This is a genomic window from Leifsonia sp. L25 (assembly GCF_050632895.1).
Map to the genome: position 1 here is coordinate 2,931,952 of NZ_JBODRZ010000003.1, position 12,474 is coordinate 2,944,425.

General features: G+C 70.7%; 15 protein-coding genes and 1 pseudogene. 3 read left to right on the forward strand and 13 right to left on the reverse strand.

What is annotated here, in order from left to right; genetic code table 11:
• Window positions 1-3: 3 nt before the first annotated feature.
• The 5 genes from ACRAWC_RS18745 to ACRAWC_RS18765 all read right to left on the reverse strand — a co-directional run bounded on the left by ACRAWC_RS18745 (window position 4) and on the right by ACRAWC_RS18765 (window position 3,169).
• Complete coding sequence (locus tag ACRAWC_RS18745) at window positions 4-597, reverse strand: TetR/AcrR family transcriptional regulator (RefSeq protein ID WP_431349078.1); 594 nt, start codon at window positions 595-597, stop codon at window positions 4-6.
• 61 nt (window positions 598-658) lie between these two features.
• A complete protein-coding gene (locus ACRAWC_RS18750; protein ID WP_431349079.1) occupies window positions 659-1,012 on the reverse strand; it encodes an SPW repeat protein in 354 nt (117 codons plus the stop codon).
• A gap of 87 nt (window positions 1,013-1,099) precedes the next feature.
• A complete protein-coding gene (locus ACRAWC_RS18755) occupies window positions 1,100-1,588 on the reverse strand; it encodes a SixA phosphatase family protein (RefSeq protein WP_431349080.1) in 489 nt (162 codons plus the stop codon).
• A gap of 52 nt (window positions 1,589-1,640) precedes the next feature.
• Window positions 1,641-2,399, reverse strand: a complete 759-nt coding sequence (locus tag ACRAWC_RS18760) for a class I SAM-dependent methyltransferase (protein ID WP_431349081.1) — start codon at window positions 2,397-2,399, stop codon at window positions 1,641-1,643.
• On the reverse strand, window positions 2,396-3,169 hold the full coding sequence (locus ACRAWC_RS18765; protein ID WP_431349082.1) for an alpha/beta fold hydrolase: 774 nt from the start codon (window positions 3,167-3,169) through the stop codon (window positions 2,396-2,398). The genes ACRAWC_RS18760 and ACRAWC_RS18765 overlap by 4 nt, the downstream gene beginning before the upstream one ends.
• A 347-nt stretch (window positions 3,170-3,516) precedes the next feature.
• Between ACRAWC_RS18765 and ACRAWC_RS18770 the strand changes: the two genes are divergently transcribed.
• Entirely contained in the window at window positions 3,517-3,693 is a 177-nt protein-coding gene (locus tag ACRAWC_RS18770; protein WP_431349083.1) for a hypothetical protein, read from the forward strand.
• A gap of 45 nt (window positions 3,694-3,738) precedes the next feature.
• On the opposite strand, the gene ACRAWC_RS18775 is transcribed toward ACRAWC_RS18770, so the two are convergent.
• From ACRAWC_RS18775 to ACRAWC_RS18810, 8 genes are all read right to left on the reverse strand, one after another.
• On the reverse strand, window positions 3,739-4,500 hold the full coding sequence (locus ACRAWC_RS18775) for an SDR family NAD(P)-dependent oxidoreductase (protein ID WP_431349084.1): 762 nt from the start codon (window positions 4,498-4,500) through the stop codon (window positions 3,739-3,741).
• Entirely contained in the window at window positions 4,497-4,823 is a 327-nt protein-coding gene (locus ACRAWC_RS18780) for a family 43 glycosylhydrolase (RefSeq protein ID WP_431349480.1), read from the reverse strand. The genes ACRAWC_RS18775 and ACRAWC_RS18780 overlap by 4 nt, the downstream gene beginning before the upstream one ends.
• Window positions 4,709-5,509, reverse strand: a complete 801-nt coding sequence (locus tag ACRAWC_RS18785; RefSeq protein WP_431349085.1) for a family 43 glycosylhydrolase — start codon at window positions 5,507-5,509, stop codon at window positions 4,709-4,711. The genes ACRAWC_RS18780 and ACRAWC_RS18785 overlap by 115 nt, the downstream gene beginning before the upstream one ends.
• Window positions 5,493-6,848: a family 1 glycosylhydrolase gene (locus tag ACRAWC_RS18790; RefSeq protein WP_431349086.1), complete on the reverse strand. Its 1,356-nt coding sequence runs from the start codon at window positions 6,846-6,848 to the stop codon at window positions 5,493-5,495. The genes ACRAWC_RS18785 and ACRAWC_RS18790 overlap by 17 nt, the downstream gene beginning before the upstream one ends.
• Entirely contained in the window at window positions 6,845-7,678 is an 834-nt protein-coding gene (locus ACRAWC_RS18795) for a carbohydrate ABC transporter permease (protein WP_431349087.1), read from the reverse strand. The genes ACRAWC_RS18790 and ACRAWC_RS18795 overlap by 4 nt, the downstream gene beginning before the upstream one ends.
• A gap of 13 nt (window positions 7,679-7,691) precedes the next feature.
• Complete coding sequence (locus ACRAWC_RS18800) at window positions 7,692-8,525, reverse strand: carbohydrate ABC transporter permease (RefSeq protein WP_431349088.1); 834 nt, start codon at window positions 8,523-8,525, stop codon at window positions 7,692-7,694.
• Window positions 8,526-8,678: 153 nt separating this feature from the next.
• A complete protein-coding gene (locus tag ACRAWC_RS18805; protein WP_431349089.1) occupies window positions 8,679-9,953 on the reverse strand; it encodes an ABC transporter substrate-binding protein in 1,275 nt (424 codons plus the stop codon).
• Window positions 9,954-10,067: 114 nt separating this feature from the next.
• On the reverse strand, window positions 10,068-11,117 hold the full coding sequence (locus ACRAWC_RS18810) for a LacI family DNA-binding transcriptional regulator (RefSeq protein WP_431349090.1): 1,050 nt from the start codon (window positions 11,115-11,117) through the stop codon (window positions 10,068-10,070).
• Window positions 11,118-11,514: 397 nt separating this feature from the next.
• On the opposite strand from ACRAWC_RS18810, the pseudogene ACRAWC_RS18815 reads away from it, so the two are divergent.
• Window positions 11,515-11,654: pseudogene (locus tag ACRAWC_RS18815) on the forward strand (patatin-like phospholipase family protein); the annotation flags it as partial.
• A 12-nt stretch (window positions 11,655-11,666) separates the two neighbouring features.
• On the forward strand, window positions 11,667-12,458 hold the full coding sequence (locus ACRAWC_RS18820; protein WP_431349481.1) for a patatin-like phospholipase family protein: 792 nt from the start codon (window positions 11,667-11,669) through the stop codon (window positions 12,456-12,458).
• The last annotated feature ends 16 nt before the right edge of the window (window positions 12,459-12,474 follow it).

Here is a 12,474-nt window from a genome sequence, read left to right on the forward strand (position 1 = left end):
GGGTCAGTCGGAACCGTGCTGCAACCCGGCGCACACCAGCTCGGCGAGCGTCGCGAGGTCTTCGCGCGGGTCTTCCACGACATCCGCCGTCCCTCCGTCGCCGGACTCCTCCCGGAGCGGGGGCGTCGTGACGATCGCGCCCCACGCGAGCGCGGCGGCACGGAGTCGCCGGCCGCCGACGGGGATGTGCAGGCTCCCGGCGAGGACCTTCTCGATCGTCGTGTACAGCGCACGCCGGTGCTCGGCCAGGTTGGCCCTCACCTCCGGGTGGGAGTGCTGCTCGCGCCAGACGATCACGCGGAGCACCGCGGAGTCCGCCTGCACGCGGAAGAGCTTCTGGCTCAGGTTCAGCAGGGACCGGACCGGGTTGCCCGGTTCGATCAGCGGGTCCGGGTCGATCGTGCCCGGCCCGAGGCGTTCGTCGACCAGCGTGCCGAGGATGTCCTTCTTGGTCGGGAAGTAGTAGAAGAGCAGGCCTTTGGGGACCGCCGCCGCGGCTGCGATGGCCGAGGTCGGGGTCGCGTCGAAACCGCGCTCGGCGAAGAGGTTTTCGGCCGCGTCGAGGATCCGGGTGCGTGCCTCCGTCGCCTGCTCCACGCTTCTCCGCCCTTCCAACGGTGCGAGGGGCCGGTGACCGGCCCCTCGCGGATGGTTCGTTCTAGTGCGTGGCCTGCGGGTGGTGCATCTTCATCGCCGGCTGCACGGCAAGGAGGCCGACGGCCAGCGCGACGACGCCCGCGATCCAGGAGGTCCAGGCCGCTGCGGCGTCGGAGGCGTAGTTCCCCACCCACGGCGAGACGATGAGCAGGACGCCGAGAGCGACATGGATCCACTCCATCGAGACGAGGCCCGGCATCGCCAGGCTCCACACCCCGGCCGCGACCAGCAGCACACCAAGGACGAGCATGATCGGCAGGGACGCGCCCGTGTGGGCGGTCCAGATCGTCGACAATGCGACATAGAGACCGGCGGCGACGGCCACCCAGTCCTGCCAGCGAGTCCATTTCTTCATCGACACCAACATCCTTTCGTCAGTCGGCTCCCGGTCTGGGGGTCATGTTCGATTTTAGAATTGATTGACCGACCGGTCAATGCTGGATCAGTCCCAGTGGTGGCCATCCCAGCGGCCCGCGTCGCGGAGAGCCGTGGTGGCCGGGCCGAGCTCGGACCACGGTCCATGCACCCCCAGCACGACCAGGCCGGAGGTGCGCATGACCACGTCCTCGTCGGCGAGAAGGGAGGCCAGCTCCTCCATCCCGGGATTGTGACCGACCAGGATCACCGTGCCGAGGTCGTCCGGGACGTCGCGCAGGACGTCGAGGAGGGTGTCGGCGTATGCCGCGTACACGCGATCGTCGAACCGCACGGGAGGCGCGGGCGCGAGCTCGGCGGAGACGAGCTCCCAGGTCTCGCGGGCGCGGCGTGCGGGGGATACGAGGGCCAGGTCGATCGGGTCGGCGTGATCGGCGAGCCATCGTCCGGCGAGGGGCGCCTGCGTCCGGCCGCGCTCGGCCAGCGGGCGGTCGACGTCCCGGACCGACCCGGACCAGTCCGACTTGGCGTGGCGTAAAAGGATGAGGGTGCTCACGCTGCAAGTGTGCCGCAGGATCGGACGACCCGGTACCGGTCGGCGCGCGTGCTCAGGAGCGGAGCCGAGCGAGAAGCACGGTCGTCGTGACGTCCTCGATCGGCTCCTCCTCGGCGAGCGCCCGCAACCGCTCCCGCAGCTCGGCGCCCCTCGTCGCCTGTACGGCGCTCAGCGCGCTGCCCAGGTGACCCAGCACCCACTCGAGCGTGACCGGATACGACGCGTGCCAGGTCAGCACCTCCGTGTCGAGCCCCAGCGAGTCGGCGATCGCGCGACGCTCGTCGAGCGCCGATGCGTCGGTGCGGCAGTTGCCCGTCACCGGGCCGTAGAGGGACTCCAGCGCCTCCCGGACCATCCGTTGCCACGGTGCGGCGCCGAGCCAGAGCGGCGGCCCCTGGGTCACGACGGCGATCGCGCCGCCCGGGCGGAGCAGCAGGGACGCCGCCCGGAGCGTCGCGCGTTCGTCCATCCAGTGCAGCGCGTTCCCGATCGTCACCAACCCGATCGGGGCCGCGAACGGGACCGCCACGGCGGGGAGGTCCCTGTCGTCGCCGAGGACGCACACGACCCGCTCGGCGCTGCGGGCGCGCAGGCCCGCGAGCATGTCGGGCTCGGGATCGATCGCGACCACGGCCCCGCAGTGCTCAGCCAGCGGAACCGCGAGCTGGCCGGTGCCGCAGCCGAGATCCAGCGCGATGTCGTCCGCGCGGAGGCCGGACGCCGCGACGAGCCGGGCGGTCTGGTCGGCGGGGAGGTCCCGGCGGAATTCGGCGTAGTACTGGGCGGTGGTTCCGGCGAAGTCGCTTCTCACGACGCGTCGAGCACCTCGCGGAGCCGGGCGGCGAACTCGCGGGGCTTGCCCGGGTAGCCGGAGTCCTCGGCCGCGAAGCCGCCGTGGTGGCTCGGGAAGACGACCGGCGTGGTGCCCAGCAGCGCTGCGACCGCGGTGGAGGTGCGGCCGGTGAAGATGCCCTCCGACTCCTCGCCGACGGCGATTACGACGCGGGTCTGCGCGGCCTTCAGGGCGTCGATGTCGGGGCGGTAGCCGGTGATCGCGACCGAGCGCCGCGAGAGGAGCGGATCGTCGCGGGAGCCGTCGTCGGCGGTGGGCATCCCGAACATCGCCGGGTCCGGCGCCGGGAGGGCGAAGTAGTCGTCGGTGAACTCGCCGCGCCACGACGTCATCATGACGAACGCGGCCATTCCCGCCCCGAATCCTTTGGCGTCGTAGGCGGCGTGCACCGCGTCGAGGCTGCGCTCGGCGGCCTCGGCGTCGGGGAGGACGCCCGGGAGCGGGGGCTCGTGCGCGACGAGGGTCCGCACGTTCTCGGGATGGGCCGTCACCAAAGCCAGCGCGGTCACGGCGCCGCCGCTGCTCGCGAACAGGTCGACCGGGCCTGTGCCGAGCGCCTGGATGACGGCGTGGACGTCCTCGGCCTGCGTGGTGGGCGTGTTGGTCACCTCGCCGTCGCTGCGGGTGCTCCGCCCGAGGCCCCGGGGGTCGTAGGTGACGACGACGCGGTCGGGGAGGTGGGACGCCAGCGCGCGGAAGCCGCTCGCGTCCATCGGCTGCCCGATCATGACGAGCGGAGGATGTCCCCCTCGCCGGTCTCCGCGTCGGTGACGTCGTAGACGATCTCGGCTCCGGGCGTGTGGATGGTGCGCGTCTCCATGACGGCCTCGTCTCGGTCGGCGAACGGGTGATGGTGTGGATGCTACGCGCTGGCCCACGCTCCATGCCACCCGACGGGCCGCCCGACCTGCGCCGGGCCGCCGGACGCCGCCCACCCGAGGCTGTGCCCCTCCGTCTACCCGAGAATTGGGGCCGCCGTCAGGCTTCGAGTTCGCTGATCCCGGCCGTCCATCGCAGGTCGCCGATCTACCCTTTCTCCAGAGGCGGGGGAAACCGAACGAGACAGGAAATGATCATGGGTGCCACGATTACCCCCATCAGGAGGCCCGCGCCCGTCGCGCACGTCGAGACGATCCAGGGCTCTGGCGACAGCCGCACGATCAGCGTCCGGTGCTGGTGCCCGATCGGTCACGACCACACGTACGCGGAGTGGGTGGAACTGTTCGGGCGGTCCCAGTACGACGTGCGCTGACCACGACGTGCGCTGACCACGACGTGCGCTGACGCGGCCCCGCTCTCACCAGGGCGCGACGGTGCCGTCCCACGAGAACAGCAGCCCGCTCGGCCCGTCGTCGGGCAGCGTCGCCAGTCGCACGGCGCCCTCGGCCGCCTCGGCGGGGTCGCCGGCGGCGGCCGCGGCGCGCGGGTTCAGATTGGTGGCGCGCAGGCCGGGCGCCAGGGCGTTGACCTTCACGCCGTCCGCCGCGAGGGCGTGCGCGTAGAAGATGGTCAGGCCGTCGAGCGCGGCCTTCGACGAGCGGTAGGCGGCGCCCCGGCCGGACGAAGCGGCGACGTGGTCGAACTGCGGGTTGGGCCCGGTGCTCCAGGTGAGCGAGCCGGTGCCGCTGGAGATGTTGACGATCCGGGGATGTGCGGAGCGCCGCAGTGCGGGGGCGAACGCGTTCGTGACGGCGACCACGCCGAACACGTTGGTCTCGTAGGTGCGCCGGAAGACGTCCACGTCGACGTCGGTGATGACGTCCGCGATGTCGAGCGAGATGCCGGCGTTGTTGATCAGCACGTCCAGGGCAGGCACGGCCGCGGCGGCCGCGGCGACGCTGTCGGCGTCCGTGACGTCGAGCGGCAGGACGGCGCCGCCGACCTCGGCGGCGGCCTGTTCGCCTCGCGCGCGGTCGCGGGCGCCGAGCAGGACGTTCCAGCCCTGCGCGGCGAGCTGGCGGGCGATCTCCTTCCCGATTCCGCTGGTGGCTCCCGTGACAAGAGCGGTGGACGGGCCCCCTGCGTTGGTGGCGGGTGCGGTGTTGGCGGTGGTGTTCACGCCCTCCATCCTGTGCCGGGCGTCGCCACGGAACCAGGCACAGGGAGTACCACCTTCGGTAGGCCGGACTCCCATGACAGCGGCTGGATGAACATCTGCCGCTTCCCGCCCACGGCGTCCCAGGCGTGGAAAGCGATCAGGTCGACGCCGTCGTCCAGCCGCAGCACCGAGTTGTGGCCGGGGCCGAGGAGGCCGGTGAGCTCCGTGCTCAACACGTCGGCGGCCACCCGAGGCTCGTGGGTCCACGGCCCCAGCGGATGCGACGCGGTCGCGACCGAGACGCCGTAGCCGTCGCCCTCCCAGCGGCCGCCGGAGAAGAACAGGTGGTAACGGTCGCCGCGCCGCACGACGGTCGGCCCCTCGAGCGTGTGCCAGTCGAAGCGGCGGCCGTACATGGTGCGGTCGCGCTCGAAGAGCTGCCAGTCGGAGTCCGGCGCGAGCACCGCGACCGGGTCCGAGTGGGGCGCGGTGAGGAGTCGAGGCGAAGCACCGCGAGGTGCGTGCCGGGCCGGTCGCCGGTGAGCACGTCGCGGGCGAAGAACAGGTACCAGGTGCCGTCGGCGTCGCGGAACGGGTGCGCGTCGATGGCGAAGGACTCGCCCGGGGTGAGGTTCACGCCCTGGTCGACGAACGGGCCGAGCGGGGAGTCCGCCCGGGCGACGCGCAGGTGGTGGCCGACGATGCCGTGGCCGACGGAGTAGAACATCCAGTAGGCGCCGTCGGCGGCCACGACCTCCGGCGCCCAGTAGGCGTCGCCGAGCGCGGGATCCGGCCGCTCCAGCACGCCGCCGGCGCTCGACCAGTGCAGGAGGTCGGGGGAGCGGAGCGCCTCGAAAGCGTGCGTCTCGGTGCCGTCGAGCAGGCGGTCGTCGCCGGAGCCGTAGGCGATGAACTCGCCGCCGGAGCGGGCGAGGAACGGGTCCGCGAAGTAGCCGTCGTAGACCGGTTCAGCGCGGACGGGTTCAGCGCGGACGGGTTCAGCGCGGACGGGTTCAGAGCGCGAGCTCATCGGCGACCTCCGTCCCAGGCGCGCCGGCGGGCTCCGCGGCCAGTCGCGCGTACAGCGCGGCCGCCGCGGTGGGCACGCGGGCCAGCCGCCCGTCTTCCTGCTCGTCCAGCCGGATGACGCCCATGCGCCGCAGGAACGGCGTCTTGGCGCGACGGCCGTCCGCCACCCCGTCGCCGGAGTGCAGACGCGCGGCGACGATGTGGTCGTCCACCACGAACTCCTCGACGTTGCGGCCGCCGGAGGCGTACGACCAGTCCACGAAGTCGAGGATCGGCCACCAGGTGTAGCCGCGGATGTCGAGGCCCTCGTCGCGCAACTCCCCGATCGAGCGGACGGAGTCGTCCAGCCAGGCGGACCGGAGCTCGTCGTCGCCCTCGATGCTCGTCTCGGTGATGAGCATCGGCAGGCCGTACCGCGCGGAGAACGCGCGGAGGCTGTCGGCGAGGCCGACGCTCCAGCGGTTGGTCGCCACCTGCGCCACCTCCTCGCCGCGCTGCACGAGCGTGCGCGGTGAGAGGTCGGGATAGTAGTTGACGCCCAGCAGGTCCACGGTCGGGGGAACGGCGGTCAGCTGCTCGAGTCGCTCGGGGTCCGCGCCCTGCTCCAGCAGCCAGCCGTGCAGCGGATGGGACGGGTCGACGCGGCCGAGCAGGAGGTCGGTCGGCAGCATCCCCACCGACTCCAGCAGCGCGGCGTGCTCGGCGAGAGCGGCGTCGTCGGTTCGGTAGAGCGAGGTCGCCTCGACGTGCACGACGACCGCGTCCGGGTTGGCCGCGCGGACGGCGCGGATCGTCTCGGCCATGCCCTCCACGACGCCGAGGGTGACCGCGGTCCAGCCGTCCCAGCCGCTCAGCGACGGCGGCCACACGCCGCGCAGGCCGCAGAACGACGCCGTGGTGAGCGGCTCGTTGAGGGGCGTCACGTGGTCCACGATCCCGCGGTAGCGCGCGGCGAACGCGCCGGCGAACTCTGCGACGGTCTGGGGATACCGCGGGTCGGCGAACGACGCCCGCAGCCAGGTCGGTGTGCCGTAGTGCACGAGGTCCGCGATCACGGTCAGCCCGAGCTCCGCCGACGCGAAGTGGAGTCGCTCGTCCAGCATCGACCAGTCGAACACCCCTGGGGCGGTGTGGACGAGCGGCCAGTTGACGCCGTAGCGCAGGACGGTCGCGCCCAGGTCGCGGACAGCCCGGAGGTCGTCCCGCCAGTTCTCGGTGTGCTCGGTGAGGTCGTACTCGTCGAGGTCGGCCATCGCGAAGTGCTCCGGCGGGTAGACGCAGGTGTCCTCGATGCCGGCCGCCCAGGCGAAATCACCCGGGCCGAGCCCCGCGGCCGTCACTTGAGCCCCGTCGTGGCGACGCCGGCCACGAAGTACTTCTGCGCGAAGAAGAACGCGACGGCGATCGGGATCAGCGAGATGGTGGCTCCGGCGAGCAGCACGGCGTGATCGGTGACGTGCTGGCCGCCGAAGAGGGTGAGCCCGGCGGGCAGCGTCAGCATGTTCGGGTCGCTGGTGACCACGAGCGGCCAGAGCAGGTCGTTCCACAGGTTCATGAAGTTGAGGATGGCGACGGTCGCGATCGCCGGCTTGGCCAGCGGCAGGATGATCTTCCAGTAGATGCGGAAGTGGCCGGCGCCGTCGATCCGGGCGGCTTCGTCCAGCTCGGTGGGGATGCTGATGAAGAACTGCCGGAAGAGGAAGATGCCGAACGCGCTGGTGGCGCGCGGCACGATCAGCCCCTGGTAGGTGTTCAGCCAGCCGAAGTGGAACAGCTCGATGAAGACCGGGATGAGCGTCACCTGGAACGGTACCATCAGCGTCGCGATGACCAGGATGAACGCGAGGTTTCGTCCGCGGAACTTCAGCCTGGCCAGCGCGTAGGCGCATAGGGAGTCGAACAGCAGTGTGGCAGCGGTGGTCACGCCCGCGAACACGAACGTGTTGCCGAGCAGGCGGAGGAAGGGCAGCTGCTCCCACACACCGAGGTAGCCGTGCAGCGTGATCGAGGTGGGGAAGAGCGAGGCGGGGTTGCCGAACAGGTCGCTCTCGCTACGGAACGAGCCGGACACCATCCAGATGAACGGCACGATCGCGAAGATCAGGCCGATCACCAGCACGATCCATTTCGACGAGGCGGCCAGCGCGGTCAGAGCGCCGGGGCGTCTCACGCGGACACCGGTTTCAGTCGACATCGTTGTACCTGAACAATCTGAGCTGGAGGAGCGAGAGGAGCATGATGAGCGCGAAGAGGACCCAGGAGATCGCCGACGCATAGCCGGTCTGATAGTTCACGAAGCCGTCGCGGTAGATGAGGTTCACGAGGCTGTCGGTGCGGAACACCGGTCCGCCGTCGGTCATCACGTAGACCAGGTCGAACACCTGCAGCGACTGGATGGTGAGGATCATGGTCGCGAACAGCAGGGTCGGCCGCACGCTCGGGATCGTGATGTACAGCGTGAGCTGCCGGTTGTTCGCGCCGTCGAGCCGTCCGGCCTCGTAACGCTCGGCGGGGACGGCCTTCAGCGCGGCGACGAACAGGATCATGGCGAAGCCGACGCTCCGCCAGACGGCCACGAAGATGACGCTCGGCAGGGCCAGGGAGGTCGACTGCAGCCAGGCGACCGGCTGGAGGCCGAGGAGCTGGGTGAGGCCGCCGACGAGGCCGATGCTCGGGTCCAGCAGGAACTTCCAGACCAGGCCGATGGTGACGAACGAGACGATCGTCGGGAAGAAGTAGACCGAGCGCACGATCCGGGTGAGCAGGTTGTCCTTCAGCAGCAGCAGCGCGGACCCGAAGCCGAGGGTGATCTGGAAGACGACGGCGAACGCGGTGAAGATGAGGGTGACGCCGAGGGCGTTCCAGAACTGCGGGTCCTGGAAGAGCTTGATGTAGTTGCCGAAGCCGAGGAATGTCTGGCTGGACGCCCCGATCGTCCAGTCGAAGAAGCTGTAGTACAGCGTCTGCAGGATCGGGAACAGGACGAACACGCCCAGGATGATCAGGCTCGGCGCCATGAACAGCCAGGCCGGCTGGAACCGGAGCCGACGGCGGCGCGGGTGCGCCTCGCCGGTCGTGCCCGGCCGCCGGGACGGCGTCGCCGTCCGGGGAGGGTCCCGCCCCGTCCCGCGCAGGGCGGGACAGGGCGGGCTCGGTGGTGTGGGTGCTCACTACTTGCTGCACCCCGTGAGGCTGTCGATCGTCTTGGCGGCGTCGGCGGTGGCGGAGGCCACGGAGGTCCCGCGGGTGATCTGCCCGATCAGCGGCACGTACGCGTTGGCGTCGACCTGGGTCGCGTTGGTGACGTGCGGCAGGTAGAGCCGCGAGTCGGGGACCTGGGATGTGAAGATCGACACGGTCGGGTCGGCCTTCAGCTTGGCGTCGTCGGCGAGGTCGGTGCGCAGCGGCGGGAAGCCGGTCTGCAGCGAGAACTTCTCCTGCGCGGTCTTGCTGGTCCAGTAGGCGAGGAACTCCTGCGCCTCCTGTGGGTGCTTCGTCTTGGCCGAGACGGCGAGCGGCGCGGTGGAGCCGAGCGTCACGCTCGATCCGTCGACGCCGACCGGGACCTTCGCGATGCCGAGGTCGATGCCCGCGGACTTGTAGCCGGGGGCCGCCCACGGTCCGTTGATCTCCATCGCGGCCTTGCCGGCCGAGAACAGCGAGTCGGCCTGGGCGCCGGTCTGCCCGACAGGGGAGATCTTGTCCTGGACGACCAGGTCGCTCCAGGTCGAGAGGCTCTTCTGCCCCGCGCTGGTCTGCACGACGCTGCAGCCCTTCGCATCGACGATGTCGCCGCCCTCCAGCCACTGCAGGATCGGCCACATCTGGATGGTCTGGTTGTCCGCCAGGGAGAGGCCGTACTGCGTCTGGCCGCCGTTGAGGGTCAGCTTCTTGGCGTCGGCCTGGAGCTCGGCGACGGTGGTCGGCGGGCCGGCGATCCCGGCGGCGGCGAACGCCTTCTTGTTGTAGTACAGGCTGAGCGTCGCGAAGTTCGCGGGAACGGCGTAGAGCTTGCCGTTGTAGGTGAACTCCTTCACGGTGCCCGGCGCGAGCTTGTCGGTGTTGATCTTGGTGTCGCCCGAACCGGTGTTCGTGATCGCGAGGACCGAGTTGGTCTTCACGAACTGCGCGATCGCGTTCGGGTCGCTGGAGGGCGCCGCGATGTCGGGGCCCTGACCGGTCAGCCACGCGGACGGCAGCTTCTGGGCGATGGTGTCCCAGGGCTGGACGTTCATGGTTACGTGGATGTTCGGGTGCGACGCGTTGAAGTCCTTGACGATCGTGTCGTAGCCGGGACGGTCGCCGCCGGTGAACCCGGTCCAGACGGTGAGGTCGACCGTGCCGCCGGACGTTCCGGAGGTGCCGGAGGTGCCGGAGCACGCGGTGAGCGCCAGCATCGACGCGGCCACGCCGGCCGCGACGACGAGGGATCTGCGGATTTTCATCGAGTGTTCTCCTTTGAGCAGTGCAGATGAGGGGAGGGGGCGGTGCTGTGGGTGGGGTGGGGATAGTGCGGTGGGACGGGTGGAGCGGTATCGGGGGCGCGTCGGGGATGCGGGTCAGGGGTTCTCCGGGCAGCCGCACGAGCGGCGCGGCACGAAGGTCACACCGAGCTCCTCGTGCGCGGGCCCGTGGAAGCGTCCGTCGACCAGGTCGAAGAGGCGTTCGGTGGCGCGGCGCGCCATCTCCTCGGCCGGCACGGCCATGGTCGTGATGCCCGGAGTGGTCACGCGTGCGAGCCCGAAGTCGTCGAAGCCGACGATCGAGATGTCCTCCGGCACGCGGAGTCCGGCGCGCTTGAGTTCCTGGAGGCCGCCGAACGCCATGTCGTCGTTGGCGAACACGATGCCGTCGACCTCCCGGCCGTCGGCGAGCGCTGCGACGACCGCCGCGGCGCCGGACTCCTCGTTGAACTCGCCGCGGACGACCTGCGCGTCCGCCTCCAGACCGCGCGAGCGCACGGCGGCGAGGAAGCCCTCGCGCCGGTCGAGCCCGGTCTGATGGTCGAGCGGGCCGGTGACGTGCACGAGCCGGCGGCGGCCGTGCACGTCGATGAGGTGCTCGGTCAGCGTGCGCGTGGCGGCGACGTCGTCGATGCCGACGCTGACCGAGCCGGGGAGGTAGGGGAAGTTGCCGATCAGAACGACCGGGAGGCCGGAGGCGACGAGCTCCTCGACGTGGAAGTCGTCCACGGCCGAGCTGGTGACGATCGCGCCGTCGGCACTGCGGGAGCGCACGACGCGCTCGTAGGCTGCGACGCCGTTCTCGGCGTCGGAGTTGGTGGAGACGATCACCTGGCTGTCGTGGGCGTTGGCGGCGTCGGACACTCCGGTGAGCACGTGCATGAAGTAGCTGTGGCCGAAGACGTGCTGGGACGTGTTCGGGACGATCAGCGCGACGGCGCCGGCCCTCTGGTTGCGGAGCGCGCGACCGGCCGAGCTGGGGACGTAGCCGAGTTCCTGCGCCGCCTGGCGCACGGCCGCCTTGGTCTTGGAGCTGATCCGGGCGTGGTCGGCCAGTGCCATCGACGCTGCGGAGGAGGTGATGCCGACGCGCTCAGCGACGTCCTTCAGGGTGACGGCCGAGCGGGCGTCCCGGGTCTTCGGCATCGGTGCCTCCGTGTCGTTGGCTGGTGTCGTCGGAGCGGGTGCTCAAACGATGAAGCAGGTGTTCAAACGATAAAGCATTCGTTCAAACGATAAAGCGGTGGGCGGCTGTGTGTCTGCGAGCGCTTTATCGATTGAGCAACGAGCGGTTCGCTGAACCATTGGCGTGCTCAATCGATAAAGCACACAATAGAACCAACCCTCCCCACAACGCAAGAAGAATTTTCCGGCACTGCCCGCAACGGGCCGTGCTAACGTTCTCCCGATCGTGATCCGACGCAGGAGGTGAGACCCATGAACGCAGTATCCGTGGTGGGTGCTCCCCTGAAGTACACGATCGTGCGACGCCGCTAGCCGTCGCCGGGAGCGCCCCAAGGCATCTTCGCGAAAGGCGACTCCCATGAACGCACACACTTCTTCCTCCTCCCGCGCGCTCGTCCTGCACGGCGGCGGCTCCTCCGGCAACGCCTGGGAGATCGGCGTGATCGCCGGCCTCCTCGACGGCGGGCTGGACGTCACTCGCGCCGACCTGATCGTCGGCACCTCGGCCGGATCCACGGCCGCCGCACAGATCACGAGCGCGCCGCCCGGCGAGCTGTTCGCCGCCATCCTCGACGCACCGACTCCGCAGCGGCCCGGCGGTGCGCCCGGGGTGCCGCTGGGGGAGGCCGACCCGGCGGCGCAGGCGTCCCGCGCGGCGTCGCCGGTTCGGTCTCCCGCCAGCTCGCGGTCACCGGCCGCATCATCGCCGAGTCCTCCGACGCCGCCGACATGCGCCGCCGGATGGGCGCCTGGGCGATCGCGCTCGCCGACGACGCCGGCCCCGAGCGTCAGCCGCAGTGGCGCGCGACCGTCGCGTCCCGGCTGCCGAGCCAGGACTGGCCCGAGCAGAACGTCGTCATCACCGCAGTGGACGCACGCACCGGCGAGGGCGCGACCTTCGACCGGGAGAGCGGCGTCGCCCTGGCCGACGCCGTCGCCGCGAGCTGCTCAAGCGGCTTCGCGTACGCCCTCGGCGACGCGCGCTACATCGACGGCGGCTACCGGCGGAACGAGAACGCGGACCTCGCGGCGGGGTACGACCTCGTCCTCGTGCTGTCGCCGTTCGGCGGCCGCACCCGGCATCCGCTGGAGTGGGGGATGCAGCTCTCGGCGCAGGTTGACGAGCTGCGCGCCGGCGGCAGCGAGGTCGAGACGATCGTGCCGGACCACGCCTCCCTCGACGCCTTCGGCGAGAGCATGATGGACCTCTCGCGGCGCCCGGTGTCGGCGCGGGCCGGTTACGACCAGGGGAGGGCGGCGGCCGGGCGGCTCAGCGCGTTCTGGGAGGGCGACGCGCGCTGAACGGCGAGCGGCCGCC

Coding starts and splice junctions, on each gene's coding strand:
- ACRAWC_RS18750 (WP_431349079.1), bottom strand. CDS start 1,012: ATGAAGAAATGGACTCGCTGGCAGGACTGGGTGGCCGTCGCCGCCGGT.
- ACRAWC_RS18765 (WP_431349082.1), bottom strand. CDS start 3,169: ATGATCGGGCAGCCGATGGACGCGAGCGGCTTCCGCGCGCTGGCGTCC.
- ACRAWC_RS18770 (WP_431349083.1), top strand. CDS start 3,517: ATGGGTGCCACGATTACCCCCATCAGGAGGCCCGCGCCCGTCGCGCAC.
- ACRAWC_RS18785 (WP_431349085.1), bottom strand. CDS start 5,509: ATGAGCTCGCGCTCTGAACCCGTCCGCGCTGAACCCGTCCGCGCTGAA.
- ACRAWC_RS18800 (WP_431349088.1), bottom strand. CDS start 8,525: ATGGCGCCGAGCCTGATCATCCTGGGCGTGTTCGTCCTGTTCCCGATC.
- ACRAWC_RS18805 (WP_431349089.1), bottom strand. CDS start 9,953: ATGAAAATCCGCAGATCCCTCGTCGTCGCGGCCGGCGTGGCCGCGTCG.
- ACRAWC_RS18810 (WP_431349090.1), bottom strand. CDS start 11,117: ATGCCGAAGACCCGGGACGCCCGCTCGGCCGTCACCCTGAAGGACGTC.